The 25091-nt window shown below is 38.0% G+C and carries 26 protein-coding genes; 19 read left to right on the top strand and 7 right to left on the bottom strand.

All coding sequences use genetic code 11. From position 1 onward, the window contains the following. The first annotated feature begins 53 nt into the window (after positions 1-53). The 6 genes from DYI03_RS05495 to DYI03_RS05470 all read left to right on the top strand — a co-directional run bounded on the left by DYI03_RS05495 (position 54) and on the right by DYI03_RS05470 (position 5779). On the top strand, positions 54-437 hold the full coding sequence (locus DYI03_RS05495) for a TraR/DksA family transcriptional regulator (RefSeq protein ID WP_004357155.1): 384 nt from the start codon (positions 54-56) through the stop codon (positions 435-437). A gap of 7 nt (positions 438-444) precedes the next feature. Beyond that, positions 445-1170 (top strand): lipoprotein signal peptidase, encoded by a 726-nt coding sequence (locus DYI03_RS05490; RefSeq protein WP_021670086.1) that lies wholly within the window; start codon positions 445-447, stop codon positions 1168-1170. Between the two features lie 8 nt (positions 1171-1178). Beyond that, the gene (locus tag DYI03_RS05485; RefSeq protein WP_004357461.1) at positions 1179-2153 is read left to right on the top strand and encodes a DUF4296 domain-containing protein; all 975 of its coding nucleotides are present in this window, start codon (positions 1179-1181) and stop codon (positions 2151-2153) included. After that, entirely contained in the window at positions 2150-2356 is a 207-nt protein-coding gene (locus DYI03_RS05480; RefSeq protein ID WP_021670087.1) for a hypothetical protein, read from the top strand. Before DYI03_RS05485 ends, DYI03_RS05480 begins: the two co-directional genes overlap by 4 nt. A 116-nt stretch (positions 2357-2472) precedes the next feature. Then, positions 2473-4113: a M23 family metallopeptidase gene (locus DYI03_RS05475; protein WP_021670088.1), complete on the top strand. Its 1641-nt coding sequence runs from the start codon at positions 2473-2475 to the stop codon at positions 4111-4113. A gap of 25 nt (positions 4114-4138) precedes the next feature. Beyond that, positions 4139-5779, top strand: a complete 1641-nt coding sequence (locus DYI03_RS05470) for a dipeptidase (protein WP_021670089.1) — start codon at positions 4139-4141, stop codon at positions 5777-5779. Positions 5780-6200: 421 nt separating this feature from the next. Here DYI03_RS05470 and groL read toward each other — a convergent pair whose 3' ends face one another. The 3 genes from groL to nhaD all read right to left on the bottom strand — a co-directional run bounded on the left by groL (position 6201) and on the right by nhaD (position 9808). Beyond that, positions 6201-7826: a chaperonin GroEL gene (groL, locus tag DYI03_RS05465; protein WP_021670091.1), complete on the bottom strand. Its 1626-nt coding sequence runs from the start codon at positions 7824-7826 to the stop codon at positions 6201-6203. 109 nt (positions 7827-7935) lie between these two features. After that, positions 7936-8205: a co-chaperone GroES gene (locus tag DYI03_RS05460; protein WP_004357468.1), complete on the bottom strand. Its 270-nt coding sequence runs from the start codon at positions 8203-8205 to the stop codon at positions 7936-7938. A gap of 223 nt (positions 8206-8428) precedes the next feature. After that, complete coding sequence (gene nhaD, locus DYI03_RS05455; protein ID WP_021670092.1) at positions 8429-9808, bottom strand: sodium:proton antiporter NhaD; 1380 nt, start codon at positions 9806-9808, stop codon at positions 8429-8431. Between the two features lie 165 nt (positions 9809-9973). Between nhaD and DYI03_RS05450 the strand changes: the two genes are divergently transcribed. The 5 genes from DYI03_RS05450 to DYI03_RS05430 all read left to right on the top strand — a co-directional run bounded on the left by DYI03_RS05450 (position 9974) and on the right by DYI03_RS05430 (position 14529). Continuing rightward, positions 9974-10369 (top strand): (deoxy)nucleoside triphosphate pyrophosphohydrolase, encoded by a 396-nt coding sequence (locus tag DYI03_RS05450; RefSeq protein ID WP_021670093.1) that lies wholly within the window; start codon positions 9974-9976, stop codon positions 10367-10369. Then, a complete protein-coding gene (locus DYI03_RS05445) occupies positions 10360-11025 on the top strand; it encodes a B3/B4 domain-containing protein (protein WP_021670094.1) in 666 nt (221 codons plus the stop codon). The genes DYI03_RS05450 and DYI03_RS05445 overlap by 10 nt, the downstream gene beginning before the upstream one ends. A 9-nt stretch (positions 11026-11034) precedes the next feature. Continuing rightward, on the top strand, positions 11035-13002 hold the full coding sequence (gene ligA, locus DYI03_RS05440) for an NAD-dependent DNA ligase LigA (protein WP_021670095.1): 1968 nt from the start codon (positions 11035-11037) through the stop codon (positions 13000-13002). Between the two features lie 276 nt (positions 13003-13278). Further along, entirely contained in the window at positions 13279-13758 is a 480-nt protein-coding gene (locus DYI03_RS05435; RefSeq protein WP_021670096.1) for a DUF6359 domain-containing protein, read from the top strand. 174 nt (positions 13759-13932) lie between these two features. After that, complete coding sequence (locus DYI03_RS05430; RefSeq protein ID WP_004357263.1) at positions 13933-14529, top strand: sigma-70 family RNA polymerase sigma factor; 597 nt, start codon at positions 13933-13935, stop codon at positions 14527-14529. On the opposite strand, the gene rpe is transcribed toward DYI03_RS05430, so the two are convergent. Both rpe and DYI03_RS13420 read right to left on the bottom strand, forming a co-directional pair. Further along, positions 14521-15174 (bottom strand): ribulose-phosphate 3-epimerase, encoded by a 654-nt coding sequence (gene rpe, locus DYI03_RS05425; protein ID WP_021670097.1) that lies wholly within the window; start codon positions 15172-15174, stop codon positions 14521-14523. The two genes, DYI03_RS05430 and rpe, sit on opposite strands and share 9 nt — an antisense overlap. Positions 15175-15177: 3 nt before the next feature. After that, complete coding sequence (locus DYI03_RS13420) at positions 15178-15345, bottom strand: hypothetical protein (RefSeq protein ID WP_021670098.1); 168 nt, start codon at positions 15343-15345, stop codon at positions 15178-15180. A 50-nt stretch (positions 15346-15395) separates the two neighbouring features. On the opposite strand from DYI03_RS13420, the gene DYI03_RS05420 reads away from it, so the two are divergent. From DYI03_RS05420 to prmA, 5 genes are read left to right on the top strand one after another with little or no spacing between them, the layout of a single operon-like run. Then, positions 15396-16196 carry an indole-3-glycerol phosphate synthase TrpC gene (locus DYI03_RS05420; RefSeq protein ID WP_021670099.1) on the top strand — a complete coding sequence of 267 codons (801 nt, stop codon included), beginning with the start codon at positions 15396-15398 and terminating at the stop codon, positions 16194-16196. A gap of 31 nt (positions 16197-16227) precedes the next feature. Next, the gene (locus DYI03_RS05415) at positions 16228-16854 is read left to right on the top strand and encodes a hypothetical protein (RefSeq protein ID WP_021670100.1); all 627 of its coding nucleotides are present in this window, start codon (positions 16228-16230) and stop codon (positions 16852-16854) included. Positions 16855-16873: 19 nt separating this feature from the next. Then, complete coding sequence (locus DYI03_RS05410; protein WP_021670101.1) at positions 16874-17446, top strand: anthranilate synthase component II; 573 nt, start codon at positions 16874-16876, stop codon at positions 17444-17446. A gap of 27 nt (positions 17447-17473) precedes the next feature. Further along, on the top strand, positions 17474-18055 hold the full coding sequence (locus tag DYI03_RS05405; RefSeq protein WP_004357581.1) for a UpxY family transcription antiterminator: 582 nt from the start codon (positions 17474-17476) through the stop codon (positions 18053-18055). Positions 18056-18091: 36 nt separating this feature from the next. After that, a complete protein-coding gene (gene prmA, locus DYI03_RS05400) occupies positions 18092-18955 on the top strand; it encodes a 50S ribosomal protein L11 methyltransferase (protein WP_021670102.1) in 864 nt (287 codons plus the stop codon). On the opposite strand, the gene DYI03_RS05395 is transcribed toward prmA, so the two are convergent. Together DYI03_RS05395 and DYI03_RS05390 are read right to left on the bottom strand one after the other, a co-directional pair. Continuing rightward, on the bottom strand, positions 18888-19760 hold the full coding sequence (locus tag DYI03_RS05395; RefSeq protein ID WP_021670103.1) for a glycoside hydrolase family 25 protein: 873 nt from the start codon (positions 19758-19760) through the stop codon (positions 18888-18890). The genes prmA and DYI03_RS05395 overlap by 68 nt on opposite strands. A gap of 24 nt (positions 19761-19784) precedes the next feature. After that, positions 19785-21443, bottom strand: a complete 1659-nt coding sequence (locus DYI03_RS05390; protein ID WP_021670104.1) for a diphosphate--fructose-6-phosphate 1-phosphotransferase — start codon at positions 21441-21443, stop codon at positions 19785-19787. Between the two features lie 194 nt (positions 21444-21637). On the opposite strand from DYI03_RS05390, the gene DYI03_RS05385 reads away from it, so the two are divergent. The 3 genes from DYI03_RS05385 to DYI03_RS05375 are packed head-to-tail and all read left to right on the top strand — an operon-like array spanning position 21638 to position 25062. Then, positions 21638-21910: a hypothetical protein gene (locus DYI03_RS05385; protein ID WP_004357489.1), complete on the top strand. Its 273-nt coding sequence runs from the start codon at positions 21638-21640 to the stop codon at positions 21908-21910. Positions 21911-21915: 5 nt separating this feature from the next. Beyond that, entirely contained in the window at positions 21916-22470 is a 555-nt protein-coding gene (locus tag DYI03_RS05380; protein ID WP_004357505.1) for a 1-acyl-sn-glycerol-3-phosphate acyltransferase, read from the top strand. Between the two features lie 3 nt (positions 22471-22473). Continuing rightward, positions 22474-25062 (top strand): golvesin C-terminal-like domain-containing protein, encoded by a 2589-nt coding sequence (locus DYI03_RS05375; protein WP_021670105.1) that lies wholly within the window; start codon positions 22474-22476, stop codon positions 25060-25062. Positions 25063-25091: the final 29 nt, after the last annotated feature.

The raw sequence follows: 25091 nt of genomic DNA, 5'->3' as shown, positions 1-25091 counted from the left end.
AACCTCATAAACATAGAAATTATCAACCATTCATACCATTTAACTTACCATTTATGGAAGAAAAAAAGCGTTACAGCGATGAAGAACTCGAGGAGTTCCGCGCTATAGTATTAAATAAAATTGAAGTTGCCAAATCTGATTACGAGGAGACAATGAAGGTGTTGATGAACAAAAACACTAACGATGTAAACGATACCTCGCCTACCTACAAGGCTCTGGAAGAAGGCAGCACAAACCAAACAAAAGAAGAATTAGTGCAAATGGCACAACGCCAACAAAAATTTATACAAGGATTACAAGCTGCACTTGTTCGTATTGACAACAAAACTTACGGAATAGACCGCATAACAGGCGAACTCATTCCAAAAGAACGCCTCAGAATTGTACCACACGCAACATTGAGCGTAGCGTCAAAAGAGGCAAATAAAAACCATTAAGGTTTAAATGAATAACAAAAAGAAGCACATCATAGCAGCGGCAATTATCATTTTGCTGCTGCTAATTGACCAAGCAATAAAGATTGCGGTTAAACTTAATATGAACATTGGCGAAGAAATTGTCGTGTTCGATTGGTTTCGCATAGCCTTTATTGAGAATCGTGGCATGGCGTTTGGCATGGAATTGGGTAGCAAACTCTTCTTGAGTGTGTTCAGATTGATAGCCGTAGCCGCCTTGACATGGTATATATGGAAGAAAATTAAGGAAGGTGCCCGTATGGGATATATCGTAGTTTTAAGTATGATATATGCTGGAGCAGCTGGAAATATCATTGATTCACTCATCTATGGCGAGATTTTCACCGCTTCAAATCCTTATTATCTAAATCTTCCCCCAGCTCATCTTGTTCCGTGGGGCGAGGGTTATGCCTCTATTTTAATGGGAAATGTTGTAGATATGTTCTCGTTCCCACTCTTTCATGGAACATTCCCCGATTGGTTTCCAATATGGGGTGGACAAGATTTCACGTTTTTTTCAGCTATTTTCAATTTTGCTGATGCGTGTATTTCTGTAGGTGTTACCATTCTTTTCCTTTTCTATCGCAACGATTTCAACAATATTCCTAATCAAAAAGACAAAGATTCGGACAGCAATATCAACACCAAGAAGGAAAAGAGTGGCACTATTGCTGAAACAGCTCATGATGCTGATACTATTGACCCAATATTTTAAGAAAAATAATGAATAGGTTGAACCTTTATACATACTGTTTGCAAAGAGCATGGCTACTTCTTATAGGCATGCTTTTATTGGTTTCATGTAAGCCAACTGTGCCTTCGGAGTATATTCAACCTGGAGAAATGGAAGATTTGCTCTACGATTACCATGTAGCAATGTCCATGGCGGAGCAACAAAACGTTTCATTCACCCAACAAGAGGCTTATAAATTGAAAGTTTTCGAGAAATATGATGTTACCGAAGCCGAATTTGACGATGCACTAAAATATTACATCAGACACACAGAGCAACTGAAAAAAATCTACGAAAATATTTCCAAACGCTTAGAAAACGAGGCACGCACACAAGGTTTGTCGGCTACCGACTTCTCACAATATGGTGAAGCATCACTCAATGGCGACACTACCAACGTATGGAACAAGACCAAAGCCCTCGTGTTACAACCACAAATTACACGCAATTACGAAAACTTTGAAATTAAAGTTGATACTGCTTTTCACCGTGGCGACCAACTTTCCTTAGAGTTCGACCCACAATTCATCGTCCAAGATGGTACACGTGAGGGAGTAGCAGTGTTCACTGTTACATTCAAAAATGATAGTATTGCTACACAAGCCGTACGTTTCTTTGATGCAGGACACCAAATTTTGACCATTTACGACGATAAAAAACTCGGTATCAAGCGTGTTCGTGGTTATTTCTATATGCCACAGCCAACAGAAACATCAACAACTTTCCGCTTACTTTTGCTTACAAATATTAAACTTATTCGTATGCACGAGCAGAAAGAAAAGCACGAACAGATAGAAAATTCTGCTTTTGAGTCCGATTCAACCGAAACGACTGACCCTGTACGCATGGTGGGTGGCGAAAGAGTAAACAAAGAACAGAATGGTCCACCAGTAACTTTACAAAGCCACCGCACAGTAGACCAAGCTATGCGAGAACGAAACATACCAAGACCCACATCGCAATGAAACGTTTAGCTTTCAACCACATCAAATACGATACGTTCGACTATTCTCCAGGCATCATCGAAATTGAAGGCAACATGGTCGTGCGCACTTATCCGCTCATCGAAGAAATAGAGCAAACAGAATGGATTGGCGGAACAGCCTATTTGAAGAAGCAAAACAATAGGTTTCAGGCTTTCAAACAGGCTATTTTGATAAAAGAATAAAAACTTGAGGAAAACAGCTTTTTGACTTTTCATTCGCAAATAGCCAAAATATTGCCAATAAAAGTCAGATTAGATACTGTAGGACACATTAATAAACGAAGAAATAATAAGCAAAAATGCACTATATAATAGGTTTTTTACTAACGGCACTATCTTTTGGCTCACCTGTCCATATTCCCGTACAATTAGCGGGTAACTTTGGTGAGCCACGCCCCAACCATTTTCATGGCGGTATAGACGTAAAAACCGAACGAGGTGTAAATTTTGGCATCTACACCATTGCCGACGGCTACGTTTCACGAGCTATTGTGGGCGAATATGGCTTCGGTAAAGCACTGGTTATCGCCCACCCTAACGGCTATTCAAGTACTTATGTGCATCTCAATCGCTTCGCTCCACAAGTGCAAACAGCCGTAGAAAAATGGCAATACCAACACCATACATTCAAAGGCGACATACATTTTAAACCAGGCGAAATACCTGTGCGCAAAGGACAATTCATAGCTTTAAGTGGCAATACAGGCGCATCGAAAGGACCACACCTCCATTTAGAAATCCATAACACGGCAAATGATAACCTTATGGATCCTTTGAATTGGCTTTCACAAATAGCTCCCGACAGACAAGCACCAACCGCCTACTCGTTTAAAAGCTATCCACAGCGTGGAAAAGGTGTATTCCAAAATTCAACCGACTCTAAAATTTATACTTTTGGAACAAATCGCTACCGTGCTTGGGGGTTAGTTGGCTTTGGTACATGGGCTTACGACCACATGGACTCCGTTTACAATAACTACGGAGTGCGCTACACTGCACTTTATTGCGACGGCAAAAAAGTCTACGAAAGCGATGTAAACAACATACCAACCCAATGCAACCGCATGATAAATGTATGGGGCGACTTTGAGCATTATGCCAGCAGACGCATTTGGTATCTAAAGTCTTTCCGTGAAGCAGGCAATCGGCTACCATTCATAAAGACCGCAAAAAATGGAGGAATCATCAACTTTAACGAGCAACGTGAATACCATTTGCAGTACGTCTTCAAAGATTATTATGGCAATAAAACCGTTAAAGACATCTATGTGGTAGGCACACCGCAAACCATTCCTCCTGCCAATCCGATACAAGGAAGCTATGCTTTGCTTACCAATCGAGATAACCGCATTATGTTTGGCGCAGCCTTGCTCCATGTACCAGGAGATTTACTTGCACGTAACACTCTCTTGCAACCCTCGCAAAGCCATTTTGCCGATGCCCTTTCGGCAGCTTTCCGCTTTGCGCCTCTACAAGTTCCGCTCTTAGACTATACCGATTTAAGCATCAAGGTGGAACGCCCTGCTGCCAATCCACAAAAATATTATATCGCAGCACGCACCGCTCACACCGCAGCAGCCGAACCAGCACGCTATTGTGGCGGCAGTTTTGCAAATGGTTGGGTGAAAGGACGAGTGCGAGAATTAGGCTTAACCTACTTCATAGCCTACGACGACAAAGCCCCCAACATACACCAAACATCGGCAAACCCTACATTTCTTGCCTTCAAACTATCCGACAACCAAAGCGGACTAAACGGATACGAAGCCTACATTGACGATAAATTCGTGTTGTTTGAACAAGGAAAAGACCCGTCATTCGTTTTCTGCGATTTACGAAAAACGCCGATAACACCTACAAAACAACCACGTACGCTCAAAATTATGGCAACCGATAATCGTGGAAATGTAGCAAAATACGAGACAAAAATTACATATTAAACATTTAATTTTAAACTATATCATTATGAAGAAACTCCTTTTAGCAGTGATGCTTGTTTGTTCGTTCGGAACAGCAAAGGCATGTACCAACTTCATCGCAACAAAAGGTGCGACAACAGACGGCTCGGTCTATGTAACTTATAGTGCCGACGACTACGGATTGTTCACAAATCTCTGCCACTATGCTGCTGGAAAGCACGCAAAAGGCACAAAACGTGAAATCATTGACTACGACTCAGGCGAAAGCCACGGATTCATTGACGAAGCAGCCGAAACCTACAACGTCATCGGAAACATCAACGAATACCAAGTAAGCATTGGCGAAACCACCTACGGAGGTCGTGACGAAATGGTAGACCCTAATGGTCAAATCGACTACGGTTCATTGATGTACCTCGGTTTGCAACGCTCTAAGACCGCTCGTGAAGCCATTAAAGTAATGACAGAATTGGTAGACAAATACGGATACCAATCAAGTGGCGAAAGCTTTACCATTGCCGACCCTAACGAAGTATGGATTCTCGAAATGATGGGTTGCGGTGGCGACAAGAAACAAAAGGTGGTTTGGGTAGCAGTTCGCATACCTGACGGCATGATTTCAGGACACGCTAACCAAGCACGCATCGGACAATTCTCAACTTACAACACAGAAGTAATCACCTCAAAGAATTGCATTAAGTTTGCAAGAGAAAAAGGTTGGTTCACTGGTAAGGACAAAGATTTCAACTGGAAGATGGTTTATGCAGCACCTGACTTTGGCGGTCGCCGCTACTGCGATGCCCGTGTGTGGAGTTTCTTCAATCACTTCTGCGATATGTCTGAATACCTCCCATGGGCAATGGGTAAAGACAAAAACGCAAAGGATATGCCACTTTGGGTTAAGCCTAACAAGCAAATCACTTTGGAAGATATGAAAATGTCAATGCGCGACCACTATGAAGGAACAGCCCTCAGCACATTGAACGACTGCGGTCAAGGCTCATGGAACATGCCATACCGCCCTACTCCATTGGAATTTGAATACAACGGTAAGAAGTATTTCACAGAACGTCCAGCATCAACCCAACAAAGTGCATTCTCATACGTTTGCCAATTGCGTGGTTGGTTGCCTCGTGAAATCGGTGGTATCATCTGGTTTGCCAACGACGAAGGTAACACAACTGTTTATGTGCCAATCTATTGCAGCAACACAGAACGTGCTGAATGCTTCAATACCCCTGGTGCTGACGCAGTAACTTTCTCTGACAAAAACGCTTTCTGGGTTTGCAACTGGGTAGCAAACATGGTTTATCCACGCTATTCTCAAATGTTCCCATCGCTCAAAGCTGTTCGCGACCGCTTGGAGAATGAGTACAAGACCAATCAACCACAGATTGAGGCAAAAGCACAAGAACTTTATGCTACCGACAAGGCAGCTGCCATTAAGTTCTTGAACGACTATTCTGTACAAAAGAGTAACGAAATGCTCGCTGAATGGAAACAACTCGCAACTTATCTCATCGTTAAATTCAACGATATGGCTATCAAGCCAGACAAAGACGGCAAGTTCCTCCGCACCGAATCAGGCTTCGCTGTACGTCCAGAACGTCCAGGCATGAGTCAAGAAGCTCGCAAAGTGTTAGTAGAAACCACTGGCGACAAGTTTGAAGTGCCTACACAAAAATAATTTTTCTCATTCATTATTGAATTTAAATTAATTTGTTTTGATTAGTATTAGCGTGGTGTCTTATGAAAGGCTCCACGCTTTTTTATGCCTCCTCACCGCTTAGAAGGTGGAATAATCCTCTCCTATCCGTCATACAAGCACTTTCTTCCACAAAATAGTAGCTTTCCAATACTCATACACCTTATTCAAGACCTGTTTCCCTGTGGGGATACAGGAGTTTCCCTGTAAGGACACAACTATAAAAGACGAATCGCCGTAACCATTCTATTGTATAAGTTTCTCAGCAAGCACTATTGGAAGCTCAAAAATATGAGCGTATGGGGGCAAAATAAAAACCCCAAAAGTTCAATCGAACTTTTGGGGTACACTTATTACCTAACTTTGTAGAGAGAAAATCCCTCTATTGAATCTTCAAATTGGATTACATCATTCCACCCATACCTGGATTTGGAGTCATAACTGGGTTCTCTTCTGGTTTATCAACAACGATACATTCTGTTGTCAAGAACATTCCTGCGATTGATGCTGCATTTTCCAAAGCTACACGAGCCACCTTAGCTGGGTCAATTACACCTGCTGCACGCAAGTCTTCGTATTGGTCGCGACGAGCATTGTAACCAAAATCGCCATTACCTTCGCGCACTTTATTCACAACAACAGCACCTTCGCCACCAGCATTGGCAATGATTTGACGCAAAGGTTCTTCGATAGCACGGCAAACAATATTGATACCAGTTTGTTCGTCAGCATTCTCACCTTGAATACCCTTCAAAGCCTCTTGAGCGCGAATGTATGTTGTACCACCACCAACAACAACTCCTTCTTCTGTAGCTGCACGAGTTGCACAAAGTGCATCGTCTACACGGTCTTTCTTCTCCTTCATTTCTACTTCAGAGTTAGCACCAACATAGAGAACAGCAACACCGCCAGCAAGTTTAGCCAAGCGTTCTTGAAGTTTTTCCTTGTCGTATTGGCTCTTTGTATTAGCAATTTCGCTCTTGATAACGTTTACACGTTCAGCAATGCTATCCTTAGAACCAGCACCATCAACAATTGTTGTAAAGTCCTTAGATACGGTTACTTTCTTAGCAGAACCCAACATTTCAAGCGTTGCCTTGTCAAGTGTCAAACCCTTATCCTCGCTGATAACAACACCGCCAGTCAATACTGCGATGTCTTCGAGCATAGCTTTACGACGGTCGCCAAAACCAGGAGCTTTCACAGCGCAAATCTTCAAACCACCACGCAAACGGTTTACGACCAATGTTGTCAATGCTTCTGAATCAACATCTTCAGCAATAACCAACAAAGGACGACCACTTTCGGCAGCTGGTTGGAGGATAGGCAAGAAGTCTTTAACATTAGAAATTTTCTTATCGTAGATGAGAATGTATGGGTTTTCCATCAGAGCTTCCATCTTTTCAGTATCTGTAACAAAGTAACTTGAAAGGTAGCCACGGTCGAATTGCATACCTTCTACAACGTCAATTGTGGTGTCGCGTGTTTTGCTTTCCTCAATTGTAATAACACCGTCCTTAGAAACTTTGCGCATAGCGTCAGCAAGAAGTTTACCAATCTCAGGGTCATTATTAGCACTTACGGTTGCAACTTGCTCAATTTTATCATAGTTGTCGCCAACAATTTCGGCACTATCCTTAATAAAATCAACCACTTTATTGACCGCCTTATCAATACCACGCTTCAAATCCATAGGATTAGCACCAGCAGCAACATTCTTCAATCCTTCTGTAACAATAGATTGAGTAAGAATTGTTGCGGTTGTTGTACCGTCACCAGCGTCATCGCCTGTCTTACTTGCCACACTCTTTACCAATTGTGCGCCTGCATTCTCGAAAGCATCTTCTAATTCGATTTCCTTAGCAACAGAAACACCATCTTTAGTGATTTGTGGAGCACCAAATTTCTTGCCAATAACAACGTTACGACCTTTAGGACCTAATGTAACTTTTACAGCATTTGCAAGTTGGTCTACACCGCTTTTAAGTAATTCGCGGGCATCTTTGTTGAATTTAATATCTTTTGCCATTTTCTTTTTAATTTAATTGTTTGTTTTCCTAAGTAACTATTTACGATTGCTTCCAACTTTTCAAATAGAAATATTAAACATTTCTTTGCTGAAAGCTATCTTAGTTTGATTATTCTACAACAGCGAGAACGTCACTTTGGCGCATCATGAGATACTTTTCGCCATCGTTTTCGATTTCAGTACCAGCATATTTGCCATAGAATACTTGGTCGCCTACTTTCAAAATCATATCTTCATCTTTTGTTCCATTACCTACGGCAACTACTTTACCACGCTGTGGTTTTTCTTTTGCTGTATCAGGAATGATGATTCCACCTACTTTTTGCTCTGCCTCAATTGGGAGAATAAGCACTCTGTCTGCTAAAGGTTTAATTGTCATAATCGTTATATGTTTTTAATTGTTTATTTTAAGTTCATCTCGAGGAAGAAATTAACTTCCAACCATGTTATTACGAAAACCGTGCCAAAACATCTTTTCCACACTTCTAACTTACTTATGACAGAATAGTATGACAGTTTGTCGGTTTTCATCATTCTAAAACAGAAATCCCTACCAGCAGTTTCATGCTGATAGGGATTTCAATAAATTTGTTTTTCTTAAATTACAATGGAGTTGTAAAGATAAAGGTGCGAATCACATAATAGCAAGCAATACCTGCAAGGTAGCCAATAAATGCTATCCATGTGATTTTCTTCATATACCAACCAAAAGTAATCTTCTCTAAGCCCATTACGACAACACCTGCAGCACTACCAATGATAAGCATTGAACCTCCAACACCAGCACAATAAGCAAGCAATTGCCAGAAAATACCATCTCTTGCCATATCGCCAACTTCGGTAATAGGATACATACCCATACTACCAGCTACCAAAGGAACGTTATCCACAATAGAAGAAAGTACACCGATGATTCCTGTTACAATATAATGATTGCCTTCAAAGACTATATTCAATGATTTTCCAAGATTCATCAAGACACCAATCTCTTGTAGACAAGCTACTGCCATCAAAATGCCAAGGAAGAAGAGAATGGTAGAAATATCAATGCGTGACAACAAGTTTGTAACACGTTTTGAAAAGCTCTCGCTACCACCTGTGCGGTGCAAATTACGATAAAAGATTTCGGTAATAGTCCACAATAAACCTAAGACCAACATGATACCAACAAATGGAGGTAAGTGAGTAATTGATTTAAATACAGGAACAAAACAGAGGCCTCCTACACCAACAGCAAAAATAATCTTGCGTTGTGTACTACCAAACTCACCTTCACTGCTATTTGTTTCACTAACTTCACTATTGTTTTCCATTTCCCCTTTTAACATAGTTTGTAAAATAAAGGCTGGGACAAGCATAGAAACAAGAGAAGGTATAAATATTTCGCTGATAACTCCAGCTGCCGTAATCATTCCAGCATTCCACAACATTATGGTTGTAACATCACCAATTGGAGAGAAAGCTCCACCTGAGTTTGCAGCAATAATAACAAGTGCCGCATAAATCATACGGTCAGACTTATTCGAAACTAATTTGCGCAAAATCATAATCATTACAATACTTGTTGTCAAATTATCAAGAATTGCCGAAAGAATAAATGTCATAAACGCAATGCGCCATAACAAACCGCGCTTCGATTTGGTCTTCATTACATTCTTTACCCAATTGAAACCGCCATTTTGGTCTACAATTTCAACAATGGTCATAGCACCCATTAAGAAGAACAACGTGGTAGAAGTATCGCCAAGATGTTCTACAATTACAGAATTGGCAAACTCTGCAATGCGTCCAGTCCATTCTTTTGCATCTCCTGCGTGCATGAGTTGTAAAAATGGAGTTGGGTCAAACATGTAGAGTGTCCAGCAGAATACGAACATCAACAAAGCAATAGCAGCCTTGTCGATTTTTACTAAGCTTTCAGTGGCTATCAATGCATAGCCAAGAACAAAGACGATGATAATCGCGATTGTTAGTGTTGACATTTTGTTAGTTAATTTTAAATTGGTAAATGTTATATTACATATTTTGTAAACGCCCACAAAGGTAAAGAAAAGTAATGATGTGTAAAACCTTTTTAAAGGATATTTTTACAAAAAAAACGTGCGAATAGGTTTATTTATAGTATATTTGTAGAAAATTCTTGATTTATGGAAAAGAAACTATTAAATATAGTATGCGCTGTCGTTCGCAAAGACGATAAATATCTGTGCATGCAACGCTTACGGAAAGGACCTGACTATATTTCTGAGAAATGGGAATTTCCAGGTGGAAAAGTAGAAGAAAATGAAACAGATTTCGATGCTTTGCGCCGAGAAATAAAGGAAGAAATGGATTGGGATATTTATGTGGGCAGCAAGTTGGGCAACATAAAATACGATTATCCCGACTTCAGTATTGTTCTTTCTGCCTACGATTGCATGGCTCGTAACGAAGATTTCAAGCTCCTTGAACACATCGATTCACGTTGGCTCACCAAAGAAGATTTCGATTCTATTGAATGGACTGCTGCTGATAAAGAACTCATAAAGGAAATATGGAAATAATTGTTAGTAAAGAAATTGATTCAGTTTGCCCTAATTTTGTGGGTGCATGTGTGGAAGCAAAAGTAAAGAACACTAAATATTGTCAGCCTCTTTGGGACGAAATCAACAAATTAGGCGAGAAATATAAAGCAGAACTGACCACCGAAACATTAAAAGATAGGTCGGGTATTGCTGCTACACGCCGTGTTTATCGTGCTTGTGGTAAAGACCCTTCTCGCTATCGACCAGCATCTGAGGCGCTTATTCGTCGTATGTTGCAAGGCAAAGACTTGTATCAAATTGACACTTTGGTAGACCTTATCAATTTAGCTTCTATGGCTTTTGGTTACAGTATTGGCGGATTCGATGCTGATAAATTTGTGGGTAACACTTTAACTTTGGGTATTGGTAAAGAAGGTGAGCCCTATGAAGGCATTGGACGAGGCATGATTAACATTCATGGGCTACCCGTTTATCGCGATGCAATAGGCGGTGTAGGTACTCCAACTTCCGACCATGAGCGCACAAAAATAACGATTGAAACAACCCACCTATTGGTGTTAATCAACGGATATGATGGCGATGAAGAGTCTGTAAGACAAAATGCAGAGTTTATACAAACACTTTTAGAGAAATATTGCGAAACAACTGAAAGTTCTTATAAAATCTATAGATAAAGGAAAATCATGCAAAACGATAAGATGACACACATGCGAGAACTCGTTGATAAATTGAACGAGGCCTCTAACACTTATTATAATGGTCAGAACGAAATAATGTCTGACCACGAATGGGACGCTGCTTTCGATGAATTGAAACACTTGGAAGAAGAAATGGGTACGATTTTACCTGATTCTCCTACGGCAAACGTAAGTGCTGACAGCATTGCTGGTGAAAAGGAAGAACATGAATTTGCTGCATTGTCGTTGGCTAAAACAAAGAAAACTACCGACCTTTTGAAATGGTCAGAAGGAAAACCTATTTGGATTTCTTGGAAATTAGATGGTTTGACACTTGTTGTTACATACGATAAAGGCAAACTTTCTAAGGTTGTAACGCGAGGAAATGGACATATTGGCACTAATATCACCCACCTTGCACCAGCCATTGCAGGTATCTTGCCAACTATTACAGACAAAGGGCATGTTGTTATTCGTGGTGAAGCCATTATAAGCTATTCGGATTTTAATGTTTTCAATATGGAAACGGGGGAAGAATACGCCAACCCACGCAACCTTGCTTCGGGTTCATTGACGTTGAAAAACATTGAAACCTTGAAAGAACGCCATTTACATTGGATACCTTTCACACTTGTTTATAGCGATGAGCCGTTTAATTCGTGGGGCGCTCAAATGGATTATCTTACTAAATTAGGTTTCAAAACGGTTGAACACGAAGCTATCAATGTGCCAAATATTGAAAACATAGATGCGACCATTGAGAATTGGACACACAAGTTAAATTCTTTCGACTATCCCGTTGACGGCTTAGTCATTTGCTTTGACGATATTGCTTATGCTACAACTGGTTCTGTAACAGGTCATCATGCTACTCGTGGAGGCTATGCTTTTAAGTGGCAAGACGAAAGTGCTAAAACAGAATTAGAATATATCGAATGGTCATGTGCTGCCTCTACCATTTCGCCTGTTGCGGTTTTTAAACCAGTTGAACTAGAAGGTACAACCGTAAAGCGTGCAAGTCTATGTAATATTTCAGAATGTGAACGACTTGGCATAGGCGGTAAAGGTACTAAAATTTCCGTTATCAAAGCTAATAAAATTATTCCAAAGGTGATAGAAGTTTTACAAACAGAGGGGAAACTATCTATTCCAACAGAATGTCCAGTATGTAAATCTCCTACTGAAGTGGTAGTTAGCTCAAGTAGTGAAACTAAAACTTTACATTGTACCAACCCTAATTGTGCAGCAAAAGAACTGAAAAAATTTGTTCGTTTCGTATCAAAAGAAGGTGTAAACATTGACGGACTTTCCGAGCAAACCCTACAAAAGTTTATCAATCTTGGTTGGATAAATCAATATGCCGATATTTTTCACCTCCATGAACATGCCAACGATTTAAAAATAATGGAAGGATTTGGTGATAAGAGTGTACTGAATTTACTTCGTGCGATTGACAAAGCTAAAATTGTAGAGGCTAAAAATCTACTTTTTTCCCTATCTATTCCGTTAGTGGGACAAGATGTTTGTAGCCGTTTATTGTCAGCTTATCCATTTAATGAACTCATTATGAAGGCACGTTTAGCTACCGATTCTGCCGAATTTTCTAACATTGCAGGTATCGGACCAGAGAAGAGTGCCAGCTTTATTGCATGGATTCAGGCGGAAGAAAACATAAAACGCTTAGACAATTTATTAGTAGAATTGAAAATAACCCAACCCGTTGTAAAAGAAATTGGTACTCGGTGCAATGGACTAACCTTTGTTGTAACAGGCGATGTTCACCATTACAAGAATAGAAACGAACTGAAAGCCTACATCGAAAGCCAAGGTGGAAAAGTTACAGGGAGCGTATCCAAATCAACAAACTACCTTATCAATAATGATGTAAATAGCACTTCTGAGAAAAATAAGAAGGCACGACAATTCGAAATTCCTATTATATCAGAAAATGAATTTGTGGAAAAGTTTACATAATTACAGCATTAAATATTCAAAAGAATATACTATCGTAATAATTTGAAATCCGATATATTATAAATACATACCGATTCACAATAGCAAAGAGCCTATTTAACCTTCCAAAATAGGCTCTTTACTTGTTCAAAACCCCTTGTTTGAGAAATTTACATTGTTGCTATTTTTCATGAAAGATTATGACTATTCCTTTGGAAAGGTTATTTTTCTTTATTACTTTTGTATTATCAATCTTTATTGAGAACGAAAATACTAATATTCAAGACCAAATTGAAAATGAAAATTACACATTATTTATATATCCTATTGACCTTTTTCATGCTGACAAGTTGCACGAAAATCATTTATGAAGACTTCGACCCCAATAACGAGCAGCATGAAAATACGGAACAAACAAATAATGGAGAAGATGAAAACCAAGACGAGAAAAACGAAAATGTGGTTGTATCGGTAGCTGAATTTATCCAAAACGACTATTCGCAAAAGTCTGTTTGGGTGAAAGGATATATCGTTGGCTGCTGCTATCAAAACATAAAGAATGCTATTTGGACTCCACCCTTCCCTTACGATACTTCGATTCTATTAGCCGATGAGCCTGGAGAAACCGACTCCAAGAAGGTGATTGCCATACAATTAAAAACAAAAGAAGACAAAGAAACATTAGGATTACACTCCAATCCACAACTTTATAATGAAGAAATAAAGTTCTTTGGAAAGAAACAAAAATATCTCGGTATTTGGGGAATAAAGGAATAATATGAAAAAAATATACCTTTTTGTTACTCTTTTTCTGCTATTCTAACAGAATTATCAAGAAAAAATTTGTTAGAAACATTAAAAGTAGTTATATTTGCAAATGAAATCAATAGCTCATAATTAAAATTAAAAGCCTATAGGAACATCATTACTTCATAAAAAATCATTGAAATAATGAAAGATATTAATGAAATGACAGACGAGGAGTTGGCCTTGTCTTATGTAAATGGTGACAATAGAGCTTTTGATTTGCTGTTGTCGCACAATCAAACTAAACTTTTTTCCTACATACTTTTTGTGGTTAGGAATCGCGACGTAGCTGATGATATTTTCCAAGAAACGTTCGTAAAAATTATAACAAAACTTCAACAAGGCAAATATACGCCAAGTGGAAAGTTTTCGGCATGGATTATGCGTATAGCCCATAATGTTATTATGGACTGGTATCGTGCGCAAAAAGCTGACAAAGTAGTAGACTCAACCAAAGAAAATGACCTTTCGAATATATCAGGGTCTGAAGTTGTTATTGGAAATATTGAAAATCAATTTATTAGTAGTCAAACTTTGGAGGATATAAAAAAGATGATGGAGCATCTACCTACCACACAACGTGAAGTCGTTTTTATGCGCTATTATCAAGAAATGTCATTCAAAGAAATTGCCGAGACTACAGGTGTTAGTATCAACACGAGCCTCGGCAGAATGCGTTATGCTATTTTGAACCTACGAAAGATGGTTCACGAAAATGATATGCTATTGCAATTAGCCTAATACCTTCAAACCTCGTATAGTTTCAATAGGATTAGCCGATTTGAACACATAGCTTCCGCTCACCAAAATATCAGTTCCCGCCTCAACAAGGCGTGGAGCTGTTTCGTTTTGAACACCACCATCAACCTCAATAAGAGCATGGCTGTTCGATTCATCAATGAGTTTGCGTAAGCGTTTCACCTTACTAATGGCATTTTCGATGAACGATTGACCACCAAAACCTGGATTTACACTCATTATCAGCACAAGGTCAACATCTTCAACAATGTCTTCCAGCACCGAAACAGGAGTTGCAGGGTTAATAGCTACACCCGCTTTCATTCCTGCTTGTTTTATTTGCTGAATGGTACGGTGTAGATGTGGACAAGTTTCGTAGTGAACTGTCATAATTTCAGCACCTGCATCAGCAGTTTGCTGAATATAATTCTCAGGGTGCATAATCATATAATGCACGTCCATAGGCTTTTTACAAGCCTTTCCAACAGCCTTCAAGACAGGAAACCCGAACGAAATATTGGGAACAAACATTCCGTCCATTATGTCCATATGAATATAGTCGGAATCACTATTGTTAATCATTTCTATATCCTTGTCTAAATGCAGAAAATCTGCCGATAAGAGCGAAGGCGATACTAATGTTTTCATATTTTAATTTAAGCTATAAAATTCTTGCTTACCATTGACTTTCAAAGTTCTGTAAGTGTAAGCGATTTGTCGAATAATCTCCAATGTCTTTTCAGAAGGAGAGAGTTCATCTGGTGTAAATAATTCTATCATAGGCTCAATATTTTTATATGCTTCAAATAAGAAACGCATTCTTTGGCGGAATATTATGTTTTTCTATTATCTTTTTATAACTTTGTATCATGAAAGATATTTTAGAAGATATTTTTGCCAACAAACAAAAGGAATTAGAACAATGGAAACAATACGTTCCATTAAAGCAATTGTATGGCATTATTGAATATGAAGGAGCGTTGAAAAAGGAAGTTCCTTCAATGAAAGCTGCCTTACAAACTGATAATGCGAATGTTGTAGCCGAGTTTTTACGCAAGACTCCTGCAAAAGGTTGGGTTAATAAAGATGCAAAAGTAAGAAACCTTGTGCCTAATTTTGAGAAAAATGGTGCGAAAGCAATCAGCATTCCAACTGATTTCACTTTTTTTGGTGGCTATGATGAGTTTCTGCAAGAAGCCAAAGCTGTAGGTGTTTCGTTGCCTTTATTGTATAAAAATTATATCATAGATGAATATCAGCTCTTTCAAGCCAAACATGCGGGAGCCTCAGCTGTTATGCTTACAGCAGTATTTTTGGAAAGGGAACACTTAAAACATCTAATTTCACTTTCTCACCAACTAAACATGGAGGTAGCATTAGAATTGCATACGGAGGACGAAATCGACTTCCTTGCGTGCGAACCAGATATGGTTGTTGTGAATAATAGGTTGGCTGGAAGTTTCGAAAACGACATCAATCGGTCTTTAGAGTTTGCAACAAAACTCCCCAAAAATATACTAAAATTGAGCCAAGGAGGCATTGATACACCAGAAAAAGCAAAGGAAATCTTTTCAGCGGAATACAATTCTATTATAATAGGTGAAGAAATTATGCAAAAAGAAAATCCAAGTGAAGCCTTAAAACGCTTTATTACAGATATTAATCACTAATCAGGTTGATTGCAATAGGAATTTGAAAAAAATGAAAATAAAAGTTTGTGGCAATCGTGATGCCGAAAATATTCACGAATTAGCAAAATTACCCATTGATTGGTTGGGTTATGATTTTCGAGTAAATAGTCCTAAATTTGTAAGACAAGTGTCTTCACAAGCAGGTATTATGCCCGATTATGGCAGTAAAGAGGCTGCAATGGGTAAAGAAATGCAAAAGCCTATGAAGCAAAAGTTTAGCTTTGGTATTTTTGCAGACGATATGCCGCAAAGCATTGTTACTCGTATTGTAAATTTTAATCTTGACATTGTGCAGTTAGATGGTGAAGAAAGTGCGGTAATGATTGATAATTTACGTTGTACTGTCATTCCTGATATTCGTAAAGAAATTCAAATCATTAAAACTATTCCCATTACTTCAGAAGAAGATTTCAAGAAATGTGAAGCATACGAGGGACATTCTGACTATATTTTATTCAAATTTGAAAATCAAAATATTGAATTTATAGAACAATACAAAGGCAATATTCCGTTTTTTGTAAGCATCAATGATAAACAAATAGACAAGGTGAAGTTATTGAACCATGCACTTTTTGTTGGAATAGATTTAGAAGAATGCAACAAAGTTGAAGAAATTGTCAAAAATTTGAAGCCTTAAAGAAACCTTGAACAATCCTATGAAAAATGTAAGGTGCATACTAATAGACAATTATGACTCGTTTACATTCAATTTAGTTCACTTGTTAAGAGAATTGGGAGCGCAGGTTACTATCAAGAAAAACGATGAAATTAAATTTTCGGAGATAGAACAATATGATAAGATTATATTGAGTCCTGGTCCTGGAGTCCCCTCTGAAGCTGGTAAATTATTGGATATTATCAAACAATTTGCTCCAAAGAAACCCATTTTAGGAGTTTGTTTAGGACATCAAGCTATTGCCGAAGCCTTTGGTGGAAAACTTGAAAATTTGTCTTATGTATTCCATGGAGTGGAAACAAAAATCAATATCAACCCTGAAACACAATTGTTTAAAGGTTTGAAAAGCAATATTATTGTAGGACGTTACCATAGTTGGGTGGTGTCAAAAGATAATTTTCCATCCGATTTAGAAATAACAGCACAAACAAAAAGTGGACTGATAATGGCTTTACAGCATAAGAATTACGAGGTACATAGCATTCAATTTCACCCCGAAAGCGTACTAACACCTGATGGAAAAACAATCGTTAAAAATTGGTTGGAAATATAATTCTTTTTTATTACTTTTGTAATTACAATGGATAATTCGCAAAACAAATATTCCGATAATATTGTAGACGATGGCAAACCATGGTATGCCATACGCCTTTATAGCTTGAAGTTAGACGAAATAGAAACCTTTTTCCACGAAAAAGGAATGGAAACTTTTTCCCCAAAGCAAATAGTTACAGAAGAAGATAAGAATGGACGAATCAGAAAAAGTCTAAAACCCGTTGTAAGAAATCTTATCTTTGTGAAAAAGGATATGGAAGATAAAGCAATTAAAAAAGTCATCTATGAATCAAATTTTAAAATGTCTGTTTTCACAAAGGCAGAAGATAAGAGTCAATATAGCTTAATTCCTTCTGAAGAAATGTATGAGTTTAGGCTCATGTGCAACCCAGAAATAAGTTTGCGTAAATTCATTTCGTCTGAAGAAGCGCAACTAAAAGAAGGCGAAGAGGTGTATGTGAAGTTTGGTTTACTCAAAGGACTGAAAGGAAAATTAGTTCGTTCGAGCAAAAAATATTATCTATTGAAAGAAATTCCTGGTATTGGCGTGATGATGAAGGTAACAAAATGGTGTTGCGTGCCTCTATCAGAAATGAAAAAATCATAGATTTTTCCACATTTATAATAAGCAAAAATAAGAAAAATGAAATATCTTCAAATTACTTTTACATTAAATCCTGATACAGAATTAGCACGAGAGCTTTTAATAGCAATGGCAGGAGAAGCTGGTTGCGACTCATTTTCAGAAAAAGGAAATGTTGTCTTAGGCTATTGCTTGGAAGATAAATTTGACGAAACGCTATTAAAAAATAGCGTGAAAAACTTTATTTTGCCCGATACAACTATTGAATATAAGGTGGAAAAAGCTGAAGATAAGAATTGGAATGAGAAATGGGAAAATACTGGATTTTCACCTATTATTATTGATAACAAATGCGTTATATGCAGTTCAAAACTAGAAAATCCTCAACTTTTATTAGACACTGCTGATGAAAAGAATGCACTCATCATTCGCATAGACCCCAAACAGGCCTTTGGCTCAGGCACTCATGAAACCACACAAATGATTGTTGATGAACTATTAAATATGGATTTGGCGAACAAAACAATATTGGATTGTGGGTGTGGCACAGGAATTTTATCAATTGTAGCAGCAAAACGAAATGCAAAAGAGGTTTGCGCTTACGATATTGACGAATGGAGTGTAAAAAATACCGAATATAATGCTAATTTAAACAATGTTGAACTATCCGTAAAGGAAGGAAATTGCAATATTATTAAAGAGTTTAATAAAAAATTTGATATTGTTATTGCTAATATTAATCGCAATATTTTATTAGAGGATATGGACACTTTTGTTGATTCAATGAATCCTAATGCAATTTTAATATTAAGCGGTTTTTACAACGAAGACATACCCTTTTTAGAAGAAAAAGCTACTACTCTTGGACTGAAAATGAGTCGATGTAAAGAGAATCAGTCGTGGTGCTGTCTGGTATTTCAATAGGTTTAGGCTCTGGAATGAGCATTTGCATAAGGTCATAATAACTCCCATTGAAAATATTTAAGTCCACAAAACCTTTTATACCAGGTAATTTTCCAGCATCAGTATGTTGCCAAAAATGCCACTTCCCAGCATATTCCATTTTATCAACATAATAGTGGGCTATCCAATAAGGGTAGTCATCAAAGCGAGAATCAGAAAGGTATTGGTCTTTAAATTTGTAATAAGTATAAATAATAGGTTTTACATGGTATTCGTTTTCAACGATATGCAACCACGTTAGAATATTTTGCTGAAATTCCTCTGTACTAATATCCTTTGGTTTTGTTTCAACATCAAGCACTGGGGGCAAATCACCAGGTTCTAATTTTGTCATTGCTAAAAAGAAATAAGCCTGACGGCGGGGCGAAGAAGTATTGCTCCAAAAGTGATAAGCACCACGAACAAGTCCAAATTCTTTCGCATTATAAAAATTTACTCGAAAGTTTCTGTCTACATGGCTATCTCCTTCTGTCGATTTCATAAATACAAAACGAATAGGAACTTGCTCTATCAAAGCATTTCGAAGGCGCGCCCAATTGATATTTCCTTGATAATGACTTATGTCGATACCATGAATTTCAAACCCACTCGGATAATCTGGGTCGCCATAAATAGCTCTCCAGCGAAATCCAGATGGTGCTACTAAAAAATAATAGAATAATAAGCAATAAATAAAGGCAATAGATAATCCCCCACTCCATCTCCCCCATTTGGACATTTCGCGCAATTTTGTGCGAATTTTATTGATGTTTAAGCGATTATCCATTGCCGTTTTATTCTATTTTTCAATTTAATAGGCAGGAATTTGTTTACCTTGTTCGAGTGCTAACGTCCTTGTTGTTTGGTCGCATACGTCAGAAGGTCCCCAATATTGAACAGGACCAGGGTAAATGTAGCTGGTTTCTTTTGCCCATTTGTTACGTACTTTTGCGAAAGCCTTAAATGGTGCACCGTCCAATTCAACGAGTGCTTTGCGAATTACAGGCTTCATTTCTCCATTACGACGCTCAATGTTCATCATCATTGTGATAGGAACACCACCTGCAATCCAGTTTTCAGCCTTATCTGTTGTATTTTTTACGATAGCCATATAACCCGTTTTTCCATTGGCAATAAGTTGAACTGCTGATGTTCCCAGCGAATAACAGTAGTCGGAATCGAAGTTAGAAGGTGCTGCACAACGACCTTCATAGCCTAAGAAGTGGTGCAAAGTTGCAAAGCTACCTTTATATTGACCCTCTTTAGTCCATTTTTGGAGCTTCATAGCTACCATTTCTGAAATAAGTTTTTCAGTTTCAATGAGCGACACTTGTACGTTTCCATGTGGATCACGGTCTAAGGAAAGCTGACGAGCAACACCAATAGGAAGCGTTTCAAAAGTAGCTTTGTTGGCGTCAGATAGATGTTCGATGATGTAAGCGCGTTGAGCGTCAGCATCTAAATCCTTATAATCACTGCCATGTTCTGCAAGTAAATCATTCAACTCTTGAATTAAACGACCAATGGCAGGCACAAACTCAATAAGTCCTTCTGGGATTAAAACTACGCCATAGTTACGTCCATCTTTTGCACGACTTGCTACAACTGTTGCAATTTCTTCAACTATATCATTTAAAGTCAAATCCTTTGACTGAATTTCTTCTGAAATCAAACAGATGTTAGGCTGTGTTTGCAAAGCACATTCAAGAGCAATGTGTGATGCAGAACGTCCCATTAACTTTATGAAATGCCAATATTTACGGGCAGAATTGCAATCACGAGCAATATTTCCAATAAGCTCTGAATAAGTCTTAGTGGCAGTATCAAAACCAAAAGAAGTTTCTATTTGGTCGTTTTTCAAGTCGCCATCAATTGTTTTCGGGCAACCTATGACTTGAATTCCATATTTCTTGGCTGCATAATATTCTGCAAGAACACACGCATTTGTATTTGAATCATCACCACCAATTATCACAAGTGCTTTAATATCAAGTTCGCGAATAATTTCTAAACCCTTCTCAAACTGTTCTTCTTCCTCAAGTTTAGTACGACCAGAACCTATTAAATCAAAACCGCCAGTGTTTCTATATTTATCGATAAGCACTTCTGTTATCTCAATATAATTGTGGTCTACCAAACCTCCAGGCCCCATAAGAAAACCAAAGAGACGATTTTCTGGGTTTAATTTCTTTAATTCATCAAACAATCCTGATATAACATTGTGTCCACCAGGAGCTTGTCCGCCCGATAAAATAACTCCTACATTAATCTTTAAAGCAGCTTGTTCCTCGGCAGGTACAAACTCTACGAGAGGCATTCCGTATGTATTAGGAAATAAACTCTTAATTTCATCATGGTTATCTACACTCTGTGTTGGTTCACCTTCCTTAATTTTTACAGCACCCTGTAATGCCTTAGGCAATTTTGGCTGATAGCTTGCTCTTTCCTTTTGCAAAGCACTCGTTTCCATACTCTATTCTTTTTAAACGTTATTTTTGAAACAATCTGTTATCTTTGTTGCAAAAGTACATTTTTTATATGACAAATAGAAAGAAAAAATGTAAAAAACCAAATTTAACTCTATTTTTCTTTGGAGTTTCTTGGTTTTCTTATTTTTTTTATTATCTTTGAAACATCAAAGTGAATTTAGACAACTTATATAATATGGGAAATAAAAGAAATTTAAAACGCTCTATCAATAATATTTGCAGCGAACTTTTTACCGAAACAATAGCAGCTTCTTTGTATGGAAGCAATGTAAATAAAGACAACGTAGAAGCTATTTTGGCTGCTATCGTTCTTTTGCGTAACAACTATATTGGCAGAGTTTCGCATGTAGAGCCAGGCATGAATGCGAAAGACTATTTCAAAGATTTACGAGAAAAGTTTGATGCCGATACTAATGAAATTATAGACCAAATCTGCAGTTTAGGATAAAAAGTATGTTGAAGAAGCTTTCTTCATGGCTTTTATTCAGAGTCATGGGGTGGAAAAAGGAAGTCGAAATAGATTTTCCAAATAAATTTATCATTTGCCTTGCGCCACACACAAGTAATTGGGATTTCTTAATCGGACAATTATATGGTTTATCTCAAGGGATAAAAATTAATTTCTTAATGAAGAAAGAATGGTTCTTTTGGCCTATGGGGGTAATCTTTAAGAAGATGGGAGGAATTCCCGTATATCGTAGTAAGCACACGAGCATGACCGATAGGATAGCCGAACATGCTATAAAAGCCGAAAAATTTGGTTTATGTATTACGCCTGAAGGGACACGTTCATTGAATCCTGAGTGGAAAAAAGGATTCTATTATATCGCATTGAAAGCTCAAATCCCAATTCTACTATATGGGGCAGACTATGAAACGAAAACGATTGTATGTAAAAAGTCTTTGGTTCCAAGTGGAAATATAAACGAAGAGTTTAAGATGATTAAATCCTATTACAAAGATTTCAAGGGTAAACACCCAGAGTTGTTTACCATAGGAGAAATATAAACAATGACAAATAAAATATTTACTTTCTTGATTTGTATGACTATTTCGCTAAATGCAGTGGCGCAATCGAAAAAAACAAATTGGGGAAAGGCTGAATATAAAGGAAAACAATGGGTTGAAAACGTATCACGCCCAAACGAAATTACGAATGGATTGAGTGGTAGACACTTCTCCATTTGGGCATCACATGGTCATTACTATGATGAAAATAAGGGGAAATGGAAATGGCAAAGACCGAATCTTTTCGGTACAACAGAAGATTTATTCACACAAACAATCGTTATTCCGTTCCTCTTTCCAATGTTGGAAAATGCAGGAGCAGTAGTGGTTTCACCACGAGAACGTGATTGGCAGAAGAACGAAATTATTGTTGATAACGATAACCGAACATCTTATTATAAGGAAACAAACGATAAGAAGAAATGGGAAAATGCTAATGGTTCGGGATTTGCGTTTCATCAAGGCACATACGCTGATGGTGAAAATCCATTTATTGCTGGTACGGCAAGGCAAATTAAATCACGTAAAAAGAATAGCAAACTTAGTTTTATTTCTTACCAACCGAATATTCCTGAAGAAGGAAAATATGCAGTTTATGTAAGTTACAAAACTGTAAAAAAGAGCGTTAAAGACGCAGAATATATCGTCTTTCATAAAGGAGAAGAAACCCATTTCAAGGTGAACCAACAAATGGGCGGTGGAACATGGGTCTATCTTGGAACTTTTGATTTTGATAAAGGTTGCAATATTTTTAATCGTGTCATTCTCACCAACCACGGAAAGAAAAGAGGAATTGTTACAGCTGATGCTGTAAGATTTGGTGGTGGTATGGGAAATATCGTTCGAGGAGGAACAACAAGTGGTATGCCCCGAACCTTAGAAGGTGCTCGTTACTACACACAATGGGCGGGTGCGCCACGTGATGTTGTAAGCAAAAGCAACGGAACAAGCGATTATAAAGACGACATCAATACACGTTCACTTTATACAAATTGGCTTGCAGGAGGTTCATCGTATGCCCCAAATATTGCTGGATTGAAAGTTCCTATTGAATTAACCTTAGGTGTCCATAGTGATGCTGGGTATGATATGAGCGGAAATACAATAGGAACATTGTCCATTTGCACCACTCAAAAAGGCAACCCAACCTTGGGAACAGGATTATCTCGTTCCGTTTCACAAGATTTTGCAAATCTATTATTAACCAATGCAAAGCGCGATATTGAGAACACATTCAAAAGAGCTTGGAATATTCGTGGTGTTAAAGATGATAATTATAGTGAAACACGTTTGCCAGAAGTACCTTCAGCAATCATAGAAACAATGTCTCACCAAAATTTTGGTGATATGCGATTAGGTCAAGACCCTAATTTCAAATTTACTCTCGCTCGTTCCATTTATAAAAGTATACTCCGTTATTCTGCGCAAATGCACGAAACAGAATATGTTGTACAACCTTTAGCCCCCAATAACTTCCGCATTGAATTTATTACTAAGAATAAAATCCGGTTAAAATGGAACGCTGTTGGCGACCCTTTAGAACCTTCTGCCAAGCCAACTTCATACAATGTTTATACGGCAACAGGTACAAGCGGTTTTGACAATGGTACAAATATAAATGGAACAACCTTCGAATTAAAATTAGAACCTGGTGTTATCTATAATTTTAGAGTAACGGCTTGTAATCAAGGAGGAGAAAGTTTTCCAACCGAAGTACTTTCTGCATTGAACCAAAGCGATTCAAAAGAAACCATTTTAATCGTAAATGGTTTCAATAGACTATCCTCCCCTGCTATCATTGACAATGAAACTGAACAAGGTTTCAATCTCGAAGCTGACCCAGGTGTAAGCTATGGCATTACAGCAGGGTGGAATGGACGACAAAGTAACTTTGACAAATCGCAAGCAGGCAATGAAGGTCCAACGGCTTTAGGTTTCGGTGGTGATGAATTAGTAGGGCAATTTATTGTAGGAAATACCTTTGATTATGTTCGTACACATGCTGAAGCTATTTTTACAAGTGGCAAATATAATATTGTAAGTTGCTCAAGCGAAGCCTTAGAAAATGGCTATCTCAAATTGAGCGACTATGTTCTCGTTGATTTAGCCTTAGGCTTGGAGAAAAACGACGGACATAGTTTATTCCAATATAAGGCTATCCGCCCACGCATGCAAGACCAAATTGCAAATTATTTAATGCATGGTGGACGAGTTTTTGCAAGTGGAGCATACATTGGTTCTGACATGGGTACGAGTAGCGAGCAACAATGGTTGTCTACTTTCTTTAAACTTTCGGCAGCAGGCAACAATCAAAACAATTATAATGAGACTGTTACAGGCTTCGGCTCTCAAAAGTTTGATATTTACAGAACAATGAACGAAAAGCATTATGGAGCTTATTCCCCCGATATTTTAATGCCTTTAGGTTCTGCTTTCAGCCCATTAAGATATGCCGATAATACAAGTGCAGGTGTCGCTTATAAAGGAAAAGATTTTCGAACATTCGTTATGGCATTCCCATTTGAATGTATAAAAGATAAAGATACACGCAACAGAATTATGCGAGGCATTGTTTCTTTCTTATTGCAGTAAAGAAACACACCTACAAAAATATTTAAAAA

The sequence above is a fragment of the Prevotella disiens genome, assembly GCF_900454955.1.
Classification (GTDB): domain Bacteria; phylum Bacteroidota; class Bacteroidia; order Bacteroidales; family Bacteroidaceae; genus Prevotella; species Prevotella disiens.
Note: the sequence above shows the minus strand (reverse complement) of the source record. Positions and strands in the feature narration are given on the sequence as shown.